Origin of the sequence: Paenibacillus tyrphae (genome assembly GCF_000722545.1) — a bacterium.
In the GTDB taxonomy this organism is placed as follows: domain Bacteria; phylum Bacillota; class Bacilli; order Paenibacillales; family NBRC-103111; genus Paenibacillus_G; species Paenibacillus_G tyrfis.
This window is the reverse complement of sequence record NZ_JNVM01000006.1, coordinates 80754-104220: the sequence shown is the minus strand read 5'-3', so window position 1 is coordinate 104220 and position 23467 is coordinate 80754. Positions and strand designations below refer to the sequence as shown.

Sequence of the window (23467 nt, the reverse complement as noted above, 5' to 3'; positions counted from 1 at the left end):
CGCCTGATGTTTGGAATCGTTCGGCTTGACTGTGCCGGGTTCGGATATGCCGTGCGCGAAGCGTCTGTGCTAGGGTATTATCCGCTATTATACTTGATACGTGCCAGGATCGAAAGATAAATCGCCGAATTGAAAAACGGTGACAAACGGTGTCGCAATAATGTGGTATAGTTAGAGAAAAAAGGAGAGGAGACGTCCTATGGAATGCCGCTGTGGCTGGTGTAACGAAGACCCTTTATATATCGACTATCACGATAAGGAATGGGGAGTTCCCGTTCATGACGACGGGAAGCTGTTCGAGATGCTGATCCTGGAAGGAGCACAGGCAGGGCTGAGCTGGTATACGGTGCTCAAAAAAAGAGACCGGTACCGGGAGGCGTTCGACGGTTTCGATCCCAAGGCGGTAGCCGCTTATGACGATGCCAAATTGGACGAGCTGCTCGGCGATCCGGGCCTGATCCGCAACCGGCTCAAAATGCGCGGCGCCGTGACGAACGCGAAGGCTTTTCTCGCGGTGCAGGAGGAATTCGGCAGCTTCGACCGCTACATTTGGCAGTTCGTCGGCGGCGATACGATCCGCAACCGCTGGCAGAGCCTGAAGGAAGTGCCGGCCAGCACGCCGGAATCGGATGCGATGAGCAAAGCGCTGAAGAAGCGCGGCTTCACCTTCGTCGGCTCGACGATCTGTTATGCGTTTATGCAGGCGACCGGCATGGTGATGGACCATACGGTCGATTGCTTCCGGTTTGCGGAGCTTTCCGGAGCCCGGGCGGATTAATCCGCCCAGCAGCCCCGCCGGAACACCGGCTCCACCGTCCCGTCCGGCAGCTCTCCGTCGATATCGAGCTCGTTCGACCCGATCATGAAGTCGACGTGCACCAAACTGTGGTTGGCTCCGTGCTGCGCCAACTGCTCCCTGGTCATGGCGGTGCCGCCTTCCAGACATAGCGGATACGCGTTGCCTAACGCCAGGTGGCAGGAGGCGTTCTCGTCAAGCCCCGTATTATAAAACAGTACGTTCATCGCGGCAATCGGCGAGTTCTGCGGCACCAGCGCCACTTCGCCGAGCCGGGCCGCGCCCTCGTCGGTCGCGAGGAGCCGCTGCAACGCCTCCAGTCCTTGCTCCGCCGTACACTTCACGACTTTCCCATGCTCGAACGTCAAGCTGAAGCCGTCGATCAGCGTCCCGTTCCAATTCAGCGGCATCGTGCTGCGTACGGTTCCGTTGACGCCGTCGGCGCGAGGCAGCGTGAACATTTCTTCCGTCGGAATATTCGGTACGAAAAACACGCCTTGGGCATTATGTATCCCGCCTGCGACCCATTGGTGCTCCGGGGGCAGCTCCACGTCCAGCTCTGTTCCCGGCGCGCGGTAGATCAGCCGGGCGTACTTCTTCGCATTCATCCGCTCCACCTTCGCGCGCAGCGCTGCCAGATGCTCCCGCCAGGCTTCCACAGGAAGGTCTTGGTCGGCTCGCGCCGCTTGCACGATTCGTTCCCATAGCGAGCGAACCGCCTCTTCTTCGTTTGCCTCCGGGAACACTTTGGCTGCCCAAGCTGCCGATGGCACGGATACGATGGACCAACTGATTCGGCCGGCCTGCATCATGCGGCGGTATTCCAGCATGGCGGTGCCGTACGCTTTGCTTGCCGCGGCGATTCGCTCGGGCTTCGCGTGTTTGAGCAGGTCGGGCGTAGGGGAGTGGACCTGCAGGAACGCCGCCCCTTCTTCCGCCAATTGACGGAAGCCGTCCGCTTTCCATTGCGGATATTCATGGAACGCTTCGTCGGGGGCCTGCTCGTACTTCAGTCGTTTCAGCTCGTCGTCGTCCCATTCGACATAGACGTGCTTCGCTCCGGCCTCGTACGCTTTGCGCGCGACGATGCGGACGAAATCCGCAGCTGATACGGGCGAGGTTATCACAAGCGTCTGCCCCTGCTGTACGTTGACACCCACCTTTACGGCGAGCTCCGCATAATGTTCGATATACGTTTCCAATCGGCTCACGATCTGCACTTCCTCTCGGGATATTCGTTCTTTTATTATGAGGCCCTGCATGATAAAATTCAAACGGCCCAAACTACGGCCCGGACAACTATAGCCTATCCACATCCGCTGCGCCAAGAATATACTGCCAAAAAGATCGCGGGGAGGCAGCTCCATGAAAGAGCATGATGTCGTCTTCGTGACGCCGGGTTCGTTCGTCATTCCTTCAGGCAACAGCAGCTCCGTCGAATTGGTCGTGGAACAAGTCGTCCACCGCCTGCGGAGGCACGTCCGGCTGGCGGTGATCGGGCGGCGGGGCCGGACGCTCCGCCGGACCGATATTCGCGAAGGCGTCCGCTATGAGCGCGTGCCCGCCGCTTCGCCACGCCGCTATGTGGAGGGCGTCAGCCGCAAGCTGAGAAAGCTGCGGCCGAAGGTCATTCAGGTGGAGAACCGCCCGCGCTTCGCCCGGTTTCTCAAGCGAAGGCATCCGGGCGCGCAGGTGTGGCTATCGCTGCATTCCGTTTCGTTCGTCTCCAAGCCCCATATCCGTCGGCCCGAGCTGCGGCGTTGTCTCGCTGCAGCGGACCGGATCGTGGTAAACAGCCATTACCTGAAGAACGAAATGGTGCGCAGAGACCCGCGTGTCCAAGCCAAAATTATTGTTAATCATCTCGGGGTCGATCCGGACCGTTTTATTTCCCGATGGTCTCCGGAAGGGGCAGCCAAGCGGGAGGCGCTGCTTCACAGACTCGACCTGCAGGACCGTAAAATCATTCTGTATGTCGGACGCCTGATTCCGACCAAGGGCGTGCATCACTTGCTGGCGGCGATGCCCGAAATTGTGGGCAAGGTGCCGGAAGCGCTGCTGCTTGTGGTGGGAGGAGCCTTTTACGGTTCGAGACGGCTTACTCCCTACGTGAGGCGGCTTCAGAGGACGAGCGCGAGTGCGCCGCTAAGAAACCATGTCCACTTCGTTCCGTATGTTTCGCACGGCGAAGTGGACGATTGGTTTCGCTTGGCCGATGTCCTCGTCGTTCCGTCCGCCCGCCGCGAGGCGTTCGGTCTCGTCAACGTGGAAGCGATGGCTGCAGGCGTCCCGGTCGTCGCCACTCGCGCCGGAGGAATGTCGGAAATTGTAGAGGAGGGCGTTACCGGGCTGACCGTGGAGCCGGAAGCTCTGGAGAGCGGCCTTGCGCCGGCGATAATCTCCCTGCTGCAAAATGAGGACGAAGCTCGCTGCATGGGGAAACGAAGCGTGGAGCGGGTACAGCGGCTATTTACATGGGAACGGATGGCGGAGCGGTGGCTTACGTTTTACGACGGGCGGTGAACGAGACCGCCTGTTTTTGCGTTTTGCGGTTCGATGGAAAACGGATTCGGCTTTCTTGTGCGTATGCCCATTTTTAACCGGGCAAATGACCACCTTCTAGGTAAATGCATATGCTAAAAGTGTCTACTTGCATTCATTTCCAGCATGGCCAACTAGGCACTACACCATATGGGAGGACCTAGCATGAAACGAGAAAACCGCCGGGTTTCCGGTACGCGACGTCAGGTGCGCAACAAGCGCTTAGACTCGTACGTTAATGAGCTTAAGTGGCTGGATGACAAGCCGCGAATTTTGAGGCCGCAAGCCGACTTAGATGATGATATCAGCATCGGTCAACTCGACTTTGAGGAAGGAGAAGAAGAACAGGAGGCTGCCGAATCGCAGGCGGTTCCGGACACTCCACGGGCAGTTGAAGAGCCGGTCACCCGTGCAGTTGAAAAGCCGGTTACCCGGACAGTTGAAGAGCCGGTCACCCAAGCAGTTGAAAAGCCGGTTATCCGTGCAGTTGAAGAGCCGGTCAGACCGCGGTTTACGCAGGGAACCACCGTGTATACGGACGACTTGGCCGAAGAGTCCGTTACGACGGAGAAAATCGCGCGTTATGCCGTCGACGGCACTCGGATCAAACCCAATAGCGTTGGTCGGGACAATCTGACCGACTATGCGGTCGACAGCACCAAGCTGGCGGACCGGAGCGTGACGACGCAAAAGCTCGGTTTGCAGTCGGTAACGGCGGAGCATCTTGCCAAGGCTTCGGTCTCGACGGAAAAAATTCAAGACCGGGCGATCAGCGGGGAGAAGCTTCAGGACAACAGCATTACTTCGGAGAAGCTGGCGGATAAGACAATCGACGGGATGAAAATTGCTGAAAAATCGATTTACACGAAGCATTTTGCTGACGAGGCGATTACCGGCGAGCTGATTCAGCATCAGTCGATCACGTCGGATAAAATCCGAAGCGGCGCCATTCATTCGATTCATTTGGCCAATGGCGTGGTCAATTCGTCAAAGCTATTGGAAGGCGCGGTGACGACGGAAAAGCTGCGCGATTTTGCAGTGACCTCCGTCAAGCTGGCCAATGGAGACATTGGCGCCGAGAAGCTGGCTCCCCAGTCGGTTACGGAGGAGAAGCTGGCGCCTTGGAGTGTGGCTTCCGAGCATTTGAAGCTGAATTCGGTGCTGCACGATCATTTGACGGCGGGGTTGATCCGGGGCGTTAACATTTCGCCAAAGCAGATCGACGCGAGCCATCTGACGGAAGATGCGGTGCAGAACGTTCATCTGAAGGACGGAGCCGTGACTTCCGGCAAATTGTCCAAGGAAGCGGTACAGGGGCTGCATGTACAGGAAAGAGCGATTGAAAGCCGGCATTTGCAGCAAGGAGCGGTGGAAGGCCGTCACTTGGCTGCCCACGCGGTGACAGCGGATAAATTGGCGCTTTATAGCGTCGGCACGCAACAGCTGGCGGACTCTACCGTCACCTCCGAGAAATTGGGCGAGCAAGCCGTTACCTCGCGAAAGCTGGCGAAAAAATCGGTATCCGGCGAGCATTTGACGGAAGACGCCATCAGTTCGCTGCATCTGGCTGACAAAGCCGTGCAGGCCGTGCACATTGCATCGTCGGCAGTCGGTACCGATCATTTGCAGGAGCGCTCGATCGCGATGGAGAAGCTGCAGGACCGGGCTGTCACCTCCGATAAGCTGGCCGGGGCGGCGGTGCAGGCCCAGCATTTGAATGAGGGGGCCGTACAAACCACGCATCTGGCGAAACACAGTGTCACCACCTCCAAGCTGTCCGGTGAATCGGTGTCGACCGACAAGCTGACCAATTTGGCCGTGACGACGGCGAAGCTGGCTTCCGCAAGCGTAACGTCGGAGAAGCTGGGCAAGGAATCGGTGCAGGCGGATCATGTGGCCTTTGGCGCGATTCAACATGCGCATCTCGGCAAAGCGTCCGTGAAGACGCACCAGCTGGTTACCGGCGCCGTCACTCGCGATAAGCTGGAAGACGGGGCGGTAACGTCGGAGAAGCTGGCGGAAAACGCGGTAATGGCGCTTCACCTGACGGAAGGCTCGGTACGTGGTTCTCATTTGATAGAGGGAGCGGTCGACGGCAGCCGTTTGGCGGCGGGCGTAGTGACGGCGAAGCACTTAGTGCCCGGTGCGGTGACAGCGCCGCATTTAGCGGAACGAGCAGTGCGAGGCCAGCATCTGGCAGAAGGCGTGGTGAGCGGCAGTCATCTGGCGGAAGGGGCAGTCACGGCAGTGCATCTGACGCCCGGTGCGGTCGGTGTGGAGAATCTGAGGACCGGAGCTGTAGGCGAAGCGCAGTTGCAGGCGCAGGCCGTCACGACGGAAAAGCTGGCGGAAGGCGCAGTCACGGCGCAGCATCTGGCGGAGGGATCGGTACGCGGGCTGCATTTGGCGGAAAACGCAGTCGACGGCAGCCGCTTGGCGGCAGGGTCCGTGACGACGGCGCATCTGACGCCGAATGCGGTCGGTGCGCAGCATCTGATGGCGGAAGCTGTAGGCGAAGACCAACTGCAGGCGCAGTCGGTAACGTCGGATAAGCTAGCAGAAGGTGCAGTCATGACACAGCACCTGATGGAAGGCTCGGTGCGCGGTCCGCATATGGTGGATGGCGCGGTGAGCGGCAGACATGTAGCGGCGGCCGCGGTGACGTCGGAGAAGCTTGCGGAAGGTGCGGTGACGGCGCTGCATCTTGCGGATGGATCGGTACGCGGCCGTCATCTGGCGGAAGGCACGGTCGACGGCAGTTGCTTGGCGGAGGAGTCCGTGACGGCGCTGCACCTGGCGGCAGGCGCTGTCGGTGTGGTGCAGCTTGCGGCGGAAGCCGTGGGGGAAGCGCAGCTTCAGGAGCAGGCGGTGACGTCGGGAAAGCTGTCGTTGCGTTCGGTGACGGGGCGGCATCTGATTCCGGGCGCCGTCGGCTCGGAGCAGTTGGCGGCGGAGTCCGTAGGCGAAACGCAGCTGCAGGCGCAGGCGGTAACGTCAGAGAAGCTGGCGGCAGGCGCAGTCACGGTGCTGCATCTCACAGAAGGGGCGGTCGACAGCAGCCGCTTGGCGGAGGGCTCCGTGACGATGGCGCATCTAACGCCGGGCGCGGTGGGCGCGGAGCATCTAGCGGCGGAAGCCGTAGGCGAAGCGCAGCTTCAGGAGCAGGCGGTGACGTCGGGAAAGCTGGCAGCGGAGTCCGTGACGGCGCAGCATCTGGCGCCGGGCGCCGTAGGCACGGAGCAGCTGGCGGCGGAAGCCGTAGGCGAAACGCAGCTGCAGGCGCAAGCGGTGACGTCGGGAAAGCTGGCGGAAAACGCGGTGACAACGAGGCACCTCGCAGAGGGCGCGGTCAACGGCAGCCGTTTGGCGGAAGAATCGGTAACGACGGCGCATCTAACGCCGGGCGCGGTGGGCGCGGAGCAGTTGGCGGCGGAGTCCGTAGGCGAAGCGCACTTGCAGGCGGAGTCCGTGACGTCAGAAAAGCTGGCGGAAGGCGCGGTGACGGTGAGGCACCTCGCAGAGGGAGCCGTAGGCGCAAGTAGCTTGGCGGAGGAAGCCGTAACGACGGCGCATCTGGCGCCGGGCGCGGTAGGCGCGGAGCAGTTGGCAACGGAATCCGTAGGTGAAGCGCAATTGCAGGCGGAGGCTGTGACGTCGGAGAAGCTGGCGGAAAGCGCGGTGACGGCGAGGCACCTTGCGGAAGAGGCGGTTCGCGGCTTGCATCTGGCCGAAGGCGCAGTCACGGCACTGCATCTTGAGGAAAGGGCTGTGCGCACCCGTCATTTGGCGGAAGGCGCGATCACAACGGAGCACCTCGCAGAGGGTGCGGTTGACGGCAGCCGCTTGGCGCAGGGCGTGGTGACGACGGCGCATCTGGCGCCCGGCGCCGTGGGCGTGGAGCAGCTGGCGGCGGAGGCCGTAGGCCCGGTACAGCTTCAAGCGCAGGCGGTGACGTCGGAGAAGCTGGCGGAAGGCGCGGTAACGGCGCTGCACCTCGCGGAAGGAGCGGTTCACGGCTGGCATCTGGAGGAAGGTGCGGTCACGACGCTGAACCTTGCCGAAGGAGCCGTTGACGGCATCCGTTTGGCCGAAGGCGCGGTGACGCCTCTGCACCTTGCGGAAGAGTCGGTGCGAAGCCGACATCTTGCTGGAGGCGCGGTGATGGCCCTGCACATTGCGGAAGGGGCTGTACGCAGCCAGCATTTGGCCGAAGGCACGATCGGCGAGGAACAGCTGGCGGCGGAAGCCGTAGGCGAAGCGCAATTGCGGGCGCAAGCAGTGACGTCGGAGAAGCTGGCGGAAGGCGCGGTGACGGAGCAGCACTTGGCCGAAGGAGCGGTTCACGGCCGGCATTTGGCCGAAGGCGCGGTAGGCGCAGAGCAGCTCGCGGCGGAAGCCGTAAGGGAAGCGCACTTGCAGGCGGAGTCCGTGACGTCGGGGAAGCTGGCGGCAGGCGCGGTGACGGAACGGCACCTGTCCGAAGGAGCGGTTCACGACCGGCATCTGGCGCCGGGCGCGGTGAGCGCGGAGCAGCTCGCGGCGGAAGCCGTAGGCGAAGCGCAACTGCAGGCGGAGTCCGTGACGTCGGAGAAGCTGGCGGAAGGCGCAGTGACGGCGCTGCATTTGTCCGAAGGAGTGGTTCACGGCCAACATCTGGCGCCCGGCGCGGTGGGCACGGAGCAACTCGCGGCGGAAGCCGTAGGCGAGGTGCAATTGCAGGCGGAGTCCGTGACATCGGAGAAGCTTGCCGAAGGCGCGGTGGGCACGGAACAGCTCGCGGCGGAAGCTGTAGGCGAAGCGCAGTTGCAGGCGCAAGCGGTGACGTCGGAAAAGCTGGCGGCAGGCGCGGTGACGGAGCTGCACCTGTCCGAAGGAGCCGTTTACGGCCATCATCTGACCGAAGGCGCGGTAGGCGCAGAGCAGCTGGCGGCGGAAGCCGTAGGCGAAGCGCACTTGCAGGCGCAGTCGGTGACGTCGGAGAAGCTGGCGGAAGGAGCGGTGACGGAGCAGCACCTAGCCGAAGGAGCGGTTTACGCCCGGCATCTGTCCGAAGGCGCGGTGGGCGCAGAACAGCTGGCAGCGGAAGCCGTAGGCGAAACGCACTTGCTGGCGCAGGCGGTGACGTCGGAGAAGCTGGCGGAAGGAGCAGTGACGGAGCAGCACCTAGCCGAAGGAGCGATTCACGGCCGGCATCTGGTCGAAGGCGCTGTAGGCGTGGAGCAGCTGGCGGCGGAAGCCGTAGGCGAAGCACACTTGCAGGCGCAAGCGGTAACGTCGGAAAAGCTGGCGGAAGGAGCAGTGACGGAGCAGCACCTGTCCGAAGGAGCCGTTCACGGACGGCATTTGTCCAAAGGCACGGTAACGGCGCTGCATTTGTCCGAAGGAGCGATTCACGGACAGCATTTGGCCGAAGGCGCAGTGGGCGTGGAGCAGCTGGCGGCGGAAGCCGTAGGCGAAGCGCATTTGCAAGCGGAGTCCGTGACGTCGGAGAAGCTCGCGGAAGGCGCGGTGACGGAGCAGCACCTGTCCGAAGGAGCGGTTCACGGCCGGCATCTGGCCGAAGGCGCGGTAGGGGCAGAGCAGCTGGCGGCGGAAGCCGTAGGCGGAGCGCACTTGCAGGCGCAGTCGGTGACGTCGGAGAAGCTTGCCGAAGGCGCAGTGACGCCCCTGCACCTTGCGGAGGAGTCGGTGCGAAGCCGACATCTGACCGAGAGCGCGGTGATGGCCCTGCACCTTGCGGAAGGAGCTGTACGCAGCCGGCATCTGGCCGAAGGCGCGGTGGGTGCAGAGCAGCTCGCGGCGGAAGCCGTAGGCGAAGCGCAGTTGCAGGCGGAGGCTGTGACGTCGGAGAAGCTGGCGAATCGTTCGGTGACGGCGGATCATTTGTGCGTCGAGTCGGTCGACGGGCTGCACATCAAGCAGGAGACGATCTCAGGCTACCATCTGGTGCCGGGCACGATTTCCTTCATTCATTTGGAACCGTCGCTGCAGGCACTACTGAACAGGCGGCCGACTGAGGAAGCACAGGACGATCCCGCCGACACGGCAGCCGTCGATCCGGAGCGATTCGATCCAAGCGGCGAAACGGAAGACCCCGGCATCCAGAGCGAAATCGAGACACCGGAAACGGAAGAAGCAGCAGTTGGTTTGGAACCAGGGGAGGGACTGCTTGCTGAGCTCGAGCCGGAGCTGGCGGAGGTCCATATTAGTGCGCTGAATCTCTTGTTGGACGCCGTAACTGCGCAAATATCGGAAGCCGACGCCGCAGCGGGCAGCAGGCTGCAGCCGGAAAGCATCAGGTCGGAGCATTTGGCGGCAGGAGCGGTCACTCCGGAGCATTTGTCCTTCCAGCCGGTGCAGACGGTTGGAGTCCTGACGACGGTGCAGCAGTTCGGGATTAGTCCGTTCCTGCTAAATCTCGAAGACGAACTGACGGAAGTGGTGCTGGTATTTGATCGGCCTTTTGCAGACAACAACTATGTACTGGTAGCTTCCACAAATCAAACGAACACGTATGCGGTCATTCAACAGAAGGAGTCCGACGGCGCTATTATAGGAGTGGTCCGTTCCAAATTTTCGCCGGAGCTGCAAGGAATCGTCAACTGGATTGCAATCGGCGCGGCGAACGCGTAATTGAAACGGTCATGTTTCCTCGAAAAGGCAGTACATCCCCGTAGAGCAGCGGCTTTGAGGCCGAAGCTTTGCGGGGATATTTTTTTGACCTGACACCCGGTCTGCGAAACTATTTTTCGGCCCCCTTCGTATAAAAGTTGAATGGACGGACAAGTATGGTTATTAAAGGAGAAGGGCGGGCCTGGAATATGAACGATTTTGCCTTATATACGATGCTTTCCTTGATCGTTCCGATCATCGTTTTACTTACGATCATTATCTGCAAGATGATTGCCGGCAAGGCAATCCCGAACAGCGACTACACTCCTTTCGATCAGATTACGGGAAATACGCCGATCGAATTTCATGAAGAAAAGCAAGAGAAGGAAGAAAAAGACGAGCAGGGCGACGATAAGGACAAAAATAGAAGAAAAGCTCCGTATTAAAGGCCTTTTCGGGGAACACCCTTTCTAAGCGGCGGGCGAAGGAATTACGATCCTTCCCCGTCCTTTTTATTATGGGCGCAAACGCGAAGTAGTTTTCCGTACAAACGCTTGTAATCTGCGGATTTTGGTTTATAATCAAGAATATCACTTGAAATTGCTTAATATAACTTATGAAAACTTAATTAAAGGCGATGTATTCGAAGGGGGAATACGCATGTTTCAAGAAGAAAGACTGATTGCGATTTTACAGAAGTTAAATGAAAAACAACGCATCACCGTCACGGAAATTTGCGAGTGGCTGCAAATCTCGTGGGATACCGCCCGGCGCGATCTGATCAAGCTGGAGGAGCAGGGGAGCATTATCCGTACCCGCGGAGGCGCCATGCTGCCGTCGATCTCCAAGGAGGTGCCGAACTACGAGCAGCGGCTGCAGCTGGACACTCCATCCAAGCAGGCGATCGGCAAGATGGCGGCGACGCTGATTCACGACGGCGATTATTTGTACACCGATTCCTCCACTACGGTGCGGTGCGCGATGGAGGCGATGCGGACCCGGCGCAATGTGGTCGTCACCAACTCGATCGATCTCGCGGGTATGCTGACGCAGAAGGATGAAATCCGCATCCATCTTCTCGGCGGCCTGCTCGATAACGAGCAGCGGCTGGTTTACGGGGCGCGGACGCTGGAAATGCTGTCGGAATATCAGGTGGACAAAGCGCTGCTGGGCACATGCGGCATCGCGCCGCATGGTCTGACGACCATGTTCGAGGAGGAGAGCTATTTGATCCGGCAGGTTATGCGCAAGTCGGATCAAGTGATCGTGCTGGCCGATCATACGAAATTCGGCAAGAAGCTGTTTCACCGCGTCGCCGGGCTGGAAGGGATCGACATGATCATAACGGACCGGGAGCCGAGCGACGAAATGAAGGAAGAGCTTCATAAGCATCAAGTGGAGCTGTTGATCGCCGGCGAAGGAGAACATCATGATTAACCGGTTGATTTGGATGGGATGCTTGTGTTATGTCATCACCGGCGTGAGCATGGTCATCGTCGGCTCGGTGCTGCCTGAGCTGCTTAAGCATTATTCGCAAAGCTACGGCAGCGGGGGCATGCTCATTTTCGTACAGTTTGTCGGCTTGCTCAGCGGGGTGCTCTCGATGCCGGCGATCTCCCGCAAGCTCGGCCGTAAATCTGCGGTTATGCTCGGTCTCGGGTTGGTCGGGATGGAGCTGTTCGCCGGTTTGCTTCCTCCCTGGCCGGCGGTCGTCCTGCTGGCGGGGCTGGCCGGATTCGGCACCGGCTTGGTCGAATCGTGCATCGGCACGATCATTCTTCTGGCCGTGAAGCAGAAGCAGGCGGCGGCTATGAGCAAGCTTGAGGTGACGTTCGGTGTCGGCGCGCTCGCCATGCCTTCGCTCGCCAGCTTTCTGATCGCCAAAGGGCTGTGGACGTATTCGTTTTTTCTGCTCGGCATCGGCGCGCTCGCGACGGCGCTCGTTTGGAGCCGGCTATCCTTCGGGGAAATGGACGGCATGCTGACCCGCAAAGAGGCGGAGTCCGGCGGAGGACAGGTGCAGCGCCCGGCGTATGCGAGATCGGGCATTCCGTTTCTGGCGTTGTGCGCCGGTTTCTTTTTCCTGTACGGCGGCAGCGAAGTGGCGGTCGTCCATTTCTTCCCCTCGATCTTTATGGAGCGGTGGGGGATCGACAGCTCGCTTGCGACGTTAACCGTCACCGTCTACTGGACGGCAATGGTGATCGGGCGAATCTTGACCGGCATTCTCGGCGACCGGTGGACCTACTTCCGTTTTTTGCGGGCGGCAACGCTGCTGAGTTTAGCGTCGCTGCTCGTCCTGCCGTTCAGCCACTACGCATGGGGAGGCTTCGTAATCAGCTTCCTGCTTGGATTGGGCATGTCCGGGATGTTTGCAGTGGCGCTCATTTACGCCAATCAATCGCTGCCGGGCATGACCGAGAGGACGACCAGTATTTTGCTTGCGGCTAACGGGCTCGGCGGTTCGCTGCTGCCGCTGGGCGTCGGACGGGTAATGGACGCTTTCCCGATTCAAACGGCCATGTGGCTCTACCCGGCCGTGATGCTCGTCATGCTGGTCGTGCTTACGGTTTCGAGAAGACGCCCTCAAACGCAAAGCGCACCTTTGCACGCCGGCCGCAGCATGGAATAGACCCTACAGGCACACGCATGAATGCCTTACCTTGTCGTTGGCGATGTAGGCACGCGCTATGTGCTTCTGAGGGCGCTTGAGCAGGGCCGTGTTTATCCGTAGTACAAGTTATTGAAAACAATAGTGCAAAGGATCAGGTCGCTGCTGCGGTCTGATCCTTTTTTGCTTGACCTTAGGCTAGGTAATGAATTAGACGGAAGACTGTATGGGGAAATAATCCCTCCAAATCGAAATCCGGTTACACAGATATCGAACACCATTTTGCGGTCAAAGAGATACAGGCAGCGGCCTAGCATCATTGGTTGGGGGAGGAGCCCGGAGGCCGATTTGAACCGGATCGCACGATAACTCGGGAAGAAATGGCCGTCATCTTAACGCGCATTCCTCTTCCATGGCCGCTTGGCGATGAGGTGCGATTGGCAGGGCAAACCGATGAATCGGCTATCAAGGCCGTAATGCTGTATTCGCTGCATATACAAAAAAACTTCTAAGAAATATTCAGGTAAAAGACAATCACCTGAACCATTTCCTAAAAGGTTTCATTTTTTTATTTTTGTCTGCTCGATCACCATGCGTGTCGCCCCGCCCCGGGTACAGGTACCTGAACGGCGCGCCGGGCAAATAAAAAAGCCCCCGGCAATTTGCTGAGGGAAACAGATAAAGAACGGCTCTTGCTCGGATGCGAACAAGGGCCGTTTTTTTTGTGGAAACGATTTGCTTTCTTTTTATTTAAGATCATTTGCGGGAATATCGAGCTCTTTACGTAATTCTTTAACTGTTTTTTTTTCGTCTAAATAGGCTTGTTTTTCTTTTTCAAACCTTTCAATGTCTTTTTTGATCTTTTCGGCTTGTTTTAGAAACTCCGAATTTTGTTCTCTTTCCGCGCGTGCTTTCAGTTCAACAACTCCCGTGCCCATAGCGTGAATGGATGAAGTCAGATCGTTTAAGAAATGAGCTTCATCATCTGGGTCCGTTTCTCGTCTTAATTTTTCTTTTTCAATATCAAGCTGTTTGATCCTTTTTCCTTCCGCAACAACGGCATCCTGTTCCTCTTTGGTTTGATTTGGCATCGCATTGAACTGACTTACTTTAGCATCATATTCAGATTCGAGTTCCATCATTCTCGCGGATTTCGCAAATGGGTCAATCTTTGCGATTGCGGAAGTGCCGATAGCACCTGCAACTACGCAACATAAAACAGTTGCTGTTACAACGAATTTTTTATTCATTGTATTTTCCTCCGATTCCACTCAAATTAGTTTGAATTGTATTTGATTTTAATGGAATAGACATAAGATGAAGTGCCGTTCTCCATTCTTGATTGAATTATATCCTTAAGACTTTTACCACTGAACCAATAAGCATAGTTATTATCATTGGTCGAGTGTTGGGATACATACAGATTGCCGCCCCCATAGGAATCTACCGTTACGGTATGAGTTGTATGGCCGCTACTATCCGCAAATTGAACTTGATCCCCAAGCCAGAGGTCAGCATTGAGTTCATCAAAATGATCATAAGCATCTTTTATACTATATTTTACCACCGAATAGGCGTGCCGGCCATTTCCATTGTCCGTATCCCCCCAGAAGGTACGATACTGATGCGCTCCTGTCCAAACTGGTAGGCATGGCCTCATCCAACTACCCTTAACGCCCGTTTTCACGCGGGTTGTTTGCTTTTGAATGCCTTTCGTTTGAGAAGCCAAGGACCGCCAAAATAAATCCGAAGAAAAAACAAAAAACAGCTCTTGCCGTAATGCAAACGAGGACCGCTTTCTGCATGGTTTCAAGCAATCATAATTTTGTTTTTTTCTTTATTGCATCTAGAATTACAACAAAAATTGTTATAAAAACAGAGTACAATAGAGACTTCGCATAGCTTGGTTCAGGAAAAATAAAGTAGGTAGCTACAAAGTTAGTCAGGAAAAAAATTAAGTAACTCATGATGATATTCATGTAGGTTTAACCGTCCTATTCTTAGAACCAAGGTTCTATAATTAATAGTGAATCTTGTTGGATACTGCGTGAAAGTGAACTAGCAACGGCTCACTTAGATTTATACTCAACGTAAAACTTTGTTAAAGACGTGTTCGGAGTAGCTTTTTCCTGCTTTGAATAGATAACAATTCGAAAAATTCCCTGTTTAGGTAACTCAATTGTTGTTTTAAAGTCGCCCTTTGTGATAGGGGTTTTCAAACTTGTTTCCGAAATAAATTCTCCTTTATCCCAATACTCCACTGACGTTGTAAGTTCTTCGCCAACCGCTTTTTGAACTGTACCGGAAATTGTATAGGAGGGATCATGGATTAAATTGTAGCCTGAAGAAGGTATCGCAAGAGTAATGTGACTATAATCCCCGTATATAACCGGTTGCTGAACGAAAAGAGGAAAGGCTTCAAAAGGACTGAGTGTTAAGGTTTTTGGATCGTACGTAGTTATAAATTCTGGCGCTGGATATAGCATATCTAACTTTGACTTCACGTTTTTTATAAATGTGACGGCTTCTGCTCGTGTTAGCAACTCGTTTCCTTGGAATCCCGAAACAGTATTGTCTGTTTTACCGTTGGATAGTCCGCTATCCAAAAGAAAACGTATGGAATCATCAAAATCGTAGCTTCTACCGCTTGCATTTGTGATGAGTTTCGCAACGTACATACGCGGTTCCGAAATTTCAGGTTTGGGGAAAGAGGATAATTTACTTGCTGGAGGTGTGATATAGCTCCCAGCCCAGCCCATTTTAAAACCATATTGAATATAGGGTGTTCTCCAATCGCTGTCACTGGATTGTTCAGAAAATCCTTTCGGTTTGTACGCCCGAATAAGCATGGCAAGAAATTCAGTCTGTCCTACGGATTGCTCGGGTTTAAATGTACCATCAGGGTATCCGTCAACAATGCCATTTTCTTTTGCCCACGAAATGGTTTCATATCCCCAATGATCCGGAGTCACATCCTTAAATCCACTTTCGTTTGCGGAAGCGCCTACCGGCATTACATTAAAAAGTAATAACGCGCCTAATACAACGGTGAGTGCTTTACTTTTTTTCTTATGACACATACATAAGCTCCTTATACTTTTGATATGAAATTAGACGCGATTTAAGTTAATTTGTTTCACAAAAATTGAGAAGAAACCTAAAAAATGGGGGTATATGTCCATAAACTTAGTTCAAATTAATATCTACATAGTAATCGAAGTATTTCAAATTCGTATAGACGCTTATCTTACTTTGTTCTAATGGGGTGCCTTTTTTCTGCGCATGAACGACTACGGATTCATCCATCTGACGAGTACTATTTGGACTGTACACATAGGCATGAGAGATATGTTCACCTCTGAGATAAGAGCGTCAGTTACTGAGTTCACATATTTATACGCCATTGAGAAACCTGTAGCCATTTCTACGTTACCTACATCAGCGCCACCAAAATATACTGAATTATTCCAATTTGTAACGTATTTCCCTCCAAGGACATAAGGAATAATTCCTTTAGGAGTACGGCTATAAACTCAGGGTAGATCAACCCAATGAGTTACTTGGTTAAATCCGCTTCTTGCGTCAGCGTTATAATATGGTCCATGTGCAGTAGCTCTCGCGGGTGAAATTTTGTCTTCCTATCGGTGCTGTTCCGGGGGCGCTTGGGATTTAGGGCCGGTGAACCGGGGGACCCATAGAAAAAAGAGAGCTTCAGCGCGAGGCTGAAAACTCGAACAAGAGCCGTTTTTTTGCATTGTTCCACGAAATGAAAATCGCCGCTCAAAGCTGAATCTAGGGGAGAATATAAACTTGAATGTAAATTTATGGTTTGTTACAATTTGTAAGAAAAGAATGAAAGGAGAAATCCATTGTCTGTTTACTGGTTCGAGCTTATTTTGGTGCTGATACTTTTCATATTAATTGGAGCTGCTATTACCCTAGCAATATTATTTTTCTTAAAAAAATACAATAAGGGTGTGGTGAAATCTTTAATAAACTTCGTTACTTCAAAAGGCTTCTGGTTGTCAGTTTTAATAGGCGCTATTCTTGGTCCCTTATCGGTCGCACTTGTTATTTGGATCGCACTTTACGTTGAGGGCCCATAAAAAGAGGCTGTCCCAAAAGTAACTATTTTAGAATCTGTGGGACAGTCTCGCATGGTAAAAAAGGTGAATCGTTGAATGAATAAAGGAGCTAAGCGGCAGTGGGTGCTTTACTTTTTTTCTTATGATATATATTCAAATTAATATCTACATAGTAATCATGGTAGTTTGCCATCGGATAGACGGTTATCTTGGAGATTTCAATTGGAGTTCCTTTTTTCTCTTCGTGAACAACCACGGAGGGGTCCATCAAAGAGTACCAGCTCGGACTGTAGACAGAGGCATTATAGATATGTCCATGTCTGAGAAAAGAGCCGTCATTTACTCGGGTACAGCCAAGATGGGGTAGTACCAGTGAAGCTGACACCACCAGCAAAGTAGATGTAATTAAATGGGGAATTTATTGATGACCTCGCTATATTCCTGCTGGGGCATCGGTGATAGCAAGCTCAACCCAGGTTAACAGGAAATGTCGCAATTTGTGCGATGGCAGAGCGCTGAAAAAAGCACGATTTTTCCGTGAAGTCTGCTATTTTAAATTCGACGGGACCAAAAAATAGCGAAAAGACCGTTAAAGACCTTCTGTGGGCTAATACGGCCTTTTTTGATAAAACGGTACGGTATGATCGTTACGAAGAAATTGATATTAATAAAATCCACGATACTCACGGATCAATACTTAAATGCCAATTTGAAAACTAAGCCATTTGAAGCTATTTGGGCCAAATTTTCACGCTGTTTTTTCCATCTTTTAAATAGATTTCTTTGGGCTCACCGTATTTCTCTTTATTTAAAGTGATACTAAAATTTCCATCCATCTTACCCAATGAAAATTTTCCCGAAATCTCCAGGAATACCTTCCCTTCACTACTGCTGGCGTTGTAGCCTGAAAAGCCAATCGCGCTATCTGTGAAAGTACCTTTCACAATCATATCTTTTTCTTCATTTAGAATATCCGAAATCGCAATCCTATCAAGGCTTACTATTTTAGGTAGGAACATATTTATTAGCACCCCACAAATAATAACGAGTATGATAATGCCAAATATAATAACTTTTTTCAATACGAAGTCCCTCCTCCAATAAGAAATGCAGGCAACGAACACCTATTGAAATCAAGATGTTCGAGCCTGCTCTATTATATTATTATATAACTTCCTGGAGTAGGATCCATGATAGCGAAAGTCGAGTTCTTAGGTGGTGCAGGCTGAGCAGCAACATTAACATCCGAAGCAGAAACCGAGAATGGAAATACAGCAAAAACAGTCAAGAATAGAGCTAACAGAAGTGCAAAAATCTTCGATTTTCTCATTGATACGTCTCCGATTCTAATAGATTTGGACCTGCGAATATATTCACCAGGCTTCATCCTGTTGCCCCGTGAGTGCGTTATAGGTTGCGGCTTTGTGTATTACTTTGATTCTATTGCAAGTTTACCATCATACATCAACTTAAAGTATTTATAACCTGCTACGCCGATTATAACAAAAAATACAAATTGTTTTATGATCATAGGAACACTGATTGCTTCGGAGAAAATCCATACGATCAACACTACGGTGAGAATTATCTCATAAAGACCAATTTTGATTCTAATTTCCGGTTTGATCAACCTTAATTTAAATAGTAAAGATATACTCCCAATGAATGCAAGTATTAGCCAGAAATAAAATGCGTCCTTGTTGAGGGAATATCCAAATAGTGGACCATATAATAATCCGAACGAAATTATTGAAAATTTTTGTAATTTTCGTTCTGAATTATTCAGTTCACTGTAATCTCGTTTCATATTACCATGTTCCTTGTGTTAGATTTGGCCAAACCCCATTCCAATTGATTCCGAAATAAACTCCGTTTTGTCCACTAGATTTTGACTGTAGGACCAAGTAACAAAGATTAGCCATGCCACCATATCCAGCTATGGTTAAGGCCAATCTTCGGGCGACAATCCCGACATCTGTTGATGCCCTGTATATTGGGTAATGTTAACTCTCTTCGTATTGGGAATTCTTTCATCACTATCAATTTTTGTTATATCAACCTAAATGCTTGGTTTTAATCCTGAATATGCGATCGGCCCTTGCCGCAAAGATGCGAACAAGAGCCGGGGAAGTTTCATTTTGTAGATATCAGCTTAAGAACAACTATAGCAGAAATCATCAAGATTGAGATAAGAGTAACGATTCCTTTGTTACTACCATCTATCAGTAACCATATACACAGACATAATAACACTAGTATAACGCCTAAATACCACAGACTAATATACTCTATATTCTTATTTGTTCTCTTTTTTATAATTTGTGTGATTATAAAAAAGACTGCAACGAAAAAAATTAAGAATAGATAGATAAGTATATTTGCTAATAGCATGCCTTCAACAACCTTTTAATTTGGAGTAGATTCAAAGTAAGTAACCGGAAGCCAATGCAAGTTCAACGTTACACCATTTCCTTTATCGTTGCGTGCCATTGAATTTGCAATCATAAATGACCCGACAGACACAATTACTGCTGCTGCTGATACAGACGCACCCGCAGGAGCGTTAATGACAGCGATAGCCGCACCAACAACTGCTACAAGTTGCCATACTTGCCCAGATTGATTTAACCAGTAAATTTCATCTTGAGTTTCTTGTTCGTTGAAAGTTATCGCAACTCCCCACCAATAAGAATTTGCATAATGGTCTGTATGACCCCCCCCCCTGAATTTGCGAATGAAGATGCATTAGCAACAGGTTTACCATTTTCGATTTTCAATAATTTTTGTTGGAGTCCTTGATTTACACTGTCAACTGAATTGGAATAGGCCTGATATACCTCACTGCTAAACAATGCTTTTGCTGTGGGGTCGAGGTGAAATAAATTATCTTGACCCAGTTTGATGTATTGGGTAATTGAATTACCTGCTGCGATGATATCTTTAGTTAATTGATTACTTGCTACTGTTACTGTGGGATATTTGCTTTGCTCATTGGTGCCGTCCGTTGGAGTGATTTTTCCACCGAGAGGTACAGAAGTCGATACAGGTGCATTGCTCGGAGCTGCATTAGCAAAAGCAGAACCAGCGAAGGAACAAACCATTGCAGTACCTACAACAGCGGATACAATTTTCTTTTGCAAAATAATCCCTTGAAATGGAAATATATAACAATATACATATAATACTATATTTGGTTTTTTATTATAAATTGAAATAGATAGAGTCCTAGTGTCCCATTTCGTTCACACGATAAAAGAACAATCGCTCACGCAACAATTTCTCAACTTCCTCATCGGTATAGCCCAGCTCGGCCAATCTTCGGGCGGCAAATCCGGCACCTGATGATGCTCTATAGACCGCGTCCTGTAAATCCTTGATGCCGTATAACGGTTCAAAGATCACTCCGATTTTGCCCAATACGGACCGACATTTTATGAAAACTCAATCGTCATGATGATTAAATACTGGTAGGCATGGCCTCATCCAACTACCCTTACCGCCCGTTTTCACGCGGGTTGTTTGCTTTTGAATGCCTTTCGTTTGAGAAGCCAAGGACCACCAAAAATAAATCTGAAGAAAAACAAAAAACGGCTCTTGCCGTTGAATTGAACTATGACCCACAAGAGGGTCACTTTTTTCAAAGTATCCATCTTGCGGGTCATAGTTCACGTATGCGAACAAGGGCCGTTTTCTGCATTGTTTCAAGCAATCATAGCTTTGGCTTTTTCTTTATCGCATCTAAAATAGCAACAAATATTGTCATAATAACAGAGTACAACAAAGACCTAGCTAAGCTTGGTTCAGGGAAAATGTAGTAGTAAGTTAGCACACAGTTGGCTATGAAAAAAAGTAAGTATTTCATGATGTTATTCATGTAGTTTTAACCGTCCTATTTCTTAGAACCAAGGTTCTAGAATTGTGGATCTTCTAGCATCAGTACCATATGAACCGTCAGTACGATTGGAATTTTTCGTGACTCTCATCTCTTTCAAGATCTCGTAGTCACCAATGAAAGTACCATTGTGATCAAAACGACCTGGTCCCCACTCTCGGTAGCTGTATTCAATAAACGTATACAAGTCCTCTGTTTCCGAATTGATGTAGTAATACATGCCGTACCCGGCAACTGCGACACCAACAAGCTCTTGCCAAGACGTTGTTATGTTTTTCGCCCATGCTGCAAAGGCCGCGCCAAAAGCAGTTTTCGTAGCTGCGTCAAATTTTTTCGAGCCCACTCTGTCATAATTTCTCATGTGAACCCATGAAGTCGGATAAGAAGTAGCTAATTGAAACCGCGAACTCAACAAATTATTGGCTTTCGTTACAGCTTCCGGAGTTGGTTGGTTCAACTTAATATTGCCAGCGACAATTGAAAAATCGATCTTGTTGTCTTTTAGTACCTTTACAACTCGCTCATTGGGGACAGGTACCACTTTTCCGTTCTCCGGAGCTGCTGCTGAAGCCATGGGAACACTAAAAACAAGGCAGAGACAAAAAGCAAGGAACATAATCGAAATCTTTTTCATTTGCGTTTCCTCCTAAATATAACATAATTTTGTATAACTTGGAACAAATGTCCGAAGTATGATTCTAGTGGCCCATGTTGTTCGCTCGATAAAAAAAGAATCGTTCGCGTAACAATTTTTCTACTTCCTCATCGGTATAGCCAAGCTCGGCCAATCTTCGGGCAGCAAACCCGGCACCTGTCGATGCCCTGTATACCGCGTCATGTAAATCCTTAATGCCGTAAAGCTTTTCAAAGATGGCGCCGATCCGGGCAAGGTATTGAATGCGTTCCTGACTTTCTCCGACCAATAACTTTTCATACTGCATCATCCACACACCTTCAGCTTCAGCTTAGAAGAAGACTTTTGAGCCATCAGAATATACTGATCTAATCGCTGGCTGAGCTGCACCACCTCCTTAACAGAAAACGAACCTTTTTTCTCAACCAACCGCACCAATTGCTGCTGTAGTTTTCTGATTTTCCGCTTTAGCTTTTTATTCATATCACCCATCCCCCGAATTCAATTATAATGCTTTATTTCCAAATTAAGGGTTTGAGTGTTCTTGAAATATTTTATGGGCATAACAAAAGCATTCTGCTTTGGGCAGAATGCTTCAAGGGATGGGTGTTGATTGTTCAAAATGTTATTCTGTGCCGTGTTGGTCAAGCGGCTTAACTATTGGGCCGTCATTTGGACCCGGCACAAAAGGTCCAACTGTACCGCCAAATAGCCCCAAGGCGATGACCAGAGCGAGGAAGTAAGCTTTCATTCTAATTACACCTCCTTTCTCACCCCCATAGCTAACCGATAATTTTTCAATTGCTGCGCCGATGCTCGGTCTCGGTACGATTCAAATAACGTAACGCATTGAAAACCATCTTCATACTTTTTCATATCTTTTGCCAAGGAAAGACAATGCAACGTCTCATCGAGTCCTTCTTCAATACGGCCGTTCCTGAACGCATAAATAGCTTTATGATACCTATATTGAAGATGTCGATCCGCAAGAATCAGGTGCCGATTAAATATATCGAATTGTTCAATGAAGCCGGAAAAACGCGCCAGCACATGATCAATATTGAATCCATGAGTATTCGCTGATGAAACGATAGCAATCAGTCCGGCCACAATGTCGTTTAACTGGTTTAAACTCGCCAAATAATCGGCATATTCGTCAATAATGCCCTCGTTCCCGGTTAACACTTCAAGTGTGTATAAATTCGCTTTTCCCCAGATCCTAAACTGCTCCACTTCTTTCTGGCCAGATTCATCAAGGGGCTCTGGCCATTCCAGATCAGCATAGCTTCGTACATATTTTTTTGACTGCTCATATAACCCCTGTCTTTCCAACACAGACCCTAAATACAAAAGTCCCTTACCATAATAATACACGGGATGCCGCTTATGTGCTACCATTTCATCGCCGCATAGAAGCGTGCTTAGCTCCACCAGTTCGCCCGCATATTCCTTGACCTCGCTCCACTTTTTTAACGAGTAACAAGCTCTCGCTAACTGATACAGCGCGTCCAAGCGATAACTCTCTGGTAACCGGTTTCGAAACGGATCAAACCGGATCACAGCCTTCCAATTCTTTTCCGCATCCGTACCCTGCGTGACCGTAAATAGCCTGTAGTGACTGATCGCCAGCATTTCGGAAAAGCTGTCTTTGACGTTCTCCACGACCAGTTCATAGAAGCGTTCCGATTCTTTTTGTTTTCCTTTATTGAATAGTTTCTCCGCCGAAGCAAAGATGATTTGCACGTTTTTTGAGTTATCAAGAATCTTTGGGAGGACCGCATCAATACAATCATTTCGGCCTACTTCGGCACATCGTACCAAGTAAGAAATTAACCGTGGCCGAGACACTTTTTCTTCGGAGATGCATTCTTCTGTGTACAGCTCATACAACCATCCAGGCACTTTTCCGAAAACTTTGCCCAAGGCGTCCAGTTGGTTGATCGACATTGATCGGGAAATGCCATTCAAGGCCATGCTTAGATTACCTTGGTTAATTCCAGTCAGTTCAGCCAAATGATGCATATTGTACTTATGCAGCTTCATTTGGGCTTCAATTTCCCAGCGCAAAGAACGATTAATGACCCGCACAAAAAAAACCTCCCCTAAAAATATAAAGAAATACTACCATAATAATCCTTTTTGTGAAACGAAAAGCCAAAAAACAAGGACATTATTCCTATAAAATTAAAAAAACAGTCCTATTCTTTCCTTGATTGTTCGGGATTTTTCCCAGTTTTCACGGCCACCGCGTATCAACAAAACAGTATAGTTTTTCCATCCCCCTTTCGATGGCGAT

Annotated in this window: 17 protein-coding genes; 6 read left to right on the top strand and 11 right to left on the bottom strand. The window is 51.2% G+C overall.

The features are described 5' to 3' along the window. The first annotated feature begins 199 nt into the window (after positions 1–199). Positions 200–778: a DNA-3-methyladenine glycosylase I gene (locus tag ET33_RS07475; RefSeq protein ID WP_036678767.1), complete on the top strand. Its 579-nt coding sequence runs from the start codon at positions 200–202 to the stop codon at positions 776–778. Here ET33_RS07475 and ET33_RS07470 read toward each other — a convergent pair. Beyond that, positions 775–2007 (bottom strand): aminopeptidase, encoded by a 1233-nt coding sequence (locus ET33_RS07470; RefSeq protein WP_036678763.1) that lies wholly within the window; start codon positions 2005–2007, stop codon positions 775–777. The genes ET33_RS07475 and ET33_RS07470 overlap by 4 nt on opposite strands. 154 nt (positions 2008–2161) lie before the next feature. On the opposite strand from ET33_RS07470, the gene ET33_RS07465 reads away from it, so the two are divergent. From ET33_RS07465 to ET33_RS07445, 5 genes are all read left to right on the top strand, one after another. Further along, a complete protein-coding gene (locus ET33_RS07465; RefSeq protein WP_036678760.1) occupies positions 2162–3319 on the top strand; it encodes a glycosyltransferase family 4 protein in 1158 nt (385 codons plus the stop codon). 183 nt (positions 3320–3502) lie between these two features. After that, a complete protein-coding gene (locus ET33_RS07460; protein ID WP_036678758.1) occupies positions 3503–9970 on the top strand; it encodes a WIAG-tail domain in 6468 nt (2155 codons plus the stop codon). 155 nt (positions 9971–10125) lie between these two features. Beyond that, the gene (locus tag ET33_RS07455) at positions 10126–10395 is read left to right on the top strand and encodes a DUF3951 domain-containing protein (protein WP_235206661.1); all 270 of its coding nucleotides are present in this window, start codon (positions 10126–10128) and stop codon (positions 10393–10395) included. Positions 10396–10609: 214 nt separating this feature from the next. After that, positions 10610–11386 (top strand): DeoR/GlpR family DNA-binding transcription regulator, encoded by a 777-nt coding sequence (locus ET33_RS07450; RefSeq protein WP_036678752.1) that lies wholly within the window; start codon positions 10610–10612, stop codon positions 11384–11386. Next, complete coding sequence (locus ET33_RS07445) at positions 11379–12581, top strand: MFS transporter (RefSeq protein WP_036678749.1); 1203 nt, start codon at positions 11379–11381, stop codon at positions 12579–12581. Before ET33_RS07450 ends, ET33_RS07445 begins: the two co-directional genes overlap by 8 nt. Before the next feature lie 725 nt (positions 12582–13306). Here ET33_RS07445 and ET33_RS07440 read toward each other — a convergent pair. From ET33_RS07440 to ET33_RS07390, 10 genes are all read right to left on the bottom strand, one after another. After that, the gene (locus tag ET33_RS07440; protein ID WP_036678748.1) at positions 13307–13810 is read right to left on the bottom strand and encodes a hypothetical protein; all 504 of its coding nucleotides are present in this window, start codon (positions 13808–13810) and stop codon (positions 13307–13309) included. 26 nt (positions 13811–13836) lie between these two features. Next, entirely contained in the window at positions 13837–14289 is a 453-nt protein-coding gene (locus ET33_RS38355) for a hypothetical protein (protein WP_152570602.1), read from the bottom strand. A 340-nt stretch (positions 14290–14629) separates the two neighbouring features. Beyond that, positions 14630–15640 (bottom strand): S-layer homology domain-containing protein, encoded by a 1011-nt coding sequence (locus ET33_RS36275; protein ID WP_051775169.1) that lies wholly within the window; start codon positions 15638–15640, stop codon positions 14630–14632. A gap of 1736 nt (positions 15641–17376) precedes the next feature. Beyond that, a complete protein-coding gene (locus tag ET33_RS07420) occupies positions 17377–17727 on the bottom strand; it encodes a hypothetical protein (protein ID WP_036678739.1) in 351 nt (116 codons plus the stop codon). 1584 nt (positions 17728–19311) lie between these two features. Next, positions 19312–19785 carry a hypothetical protein gene (locus ET33_RS07405; protein WP_036678730.1) on the bottom strand — a complete coding sequence of 158 codons (474 nt, stop codon included), beginning with the start codon at positions 19783–19785 and terminating at the stop codon, positions 19312–19314. A gap of 756 nt (positions 19786–20541) precedes the next feature. Beyond that, positions 20542–21171: a hypothetical protein gene (locus tag ET33_RS07400; protein ID WP_036678727.1), complete on the bottom strand. Its 630-nt coding sequence runs from the start codon at positions 21169–21171 to the stop codon at positions 20542–20544. A 64-nt stretch (positions 21172–21235) separates the two neighbouring features. Then, on the bottom strand, positions 21236–21481 hold the full coding sequence (locus tag ET33_RS07395; protein ID WP_036678724.1) for a hypothetical protein: 246 nt from the start codon (positions 21479–21481) through the stop codon (positions 21236–21238). Beyond that, a complete protein-coding gene (locus ET33_RS37295) occupies positions 21478–21654 on the bottom strand; it encodes an aspartyl-phosphate phosphatase Spo0E family protein (RefSeq protein WP_081890238.1) in 177 nt (58 codons plus the stop codon). The genes ET33_RS07395 and ET33_RS37295 overlap by 4 nt, the downstream gene beginning before the upstream one ends. Positions 21655–21796: 142 nt before the next feature. After that, entirely contained in the window at positions 21797–21922 is a 126-nt protein-coding gene (locus ET33_RS40245) for a hypothetical protein (protein ID WP_268808313.1), read from the bottom strand. A 5-nt stretch (positions 21923–21927) separates the two neighbouring features. Further along, positions 21928–23259, bottom strand: a complete 1332-nt coding sequence (locus ET33_RS07390) for a tetratricopeptide repeat protein (protein ID WP_036678721.1) — start codon at positions 23257–23259, stop codon at positions 21928–21930. Between the last annotated feature and the right edge of the window lie 208 nt (positions 23260–23467).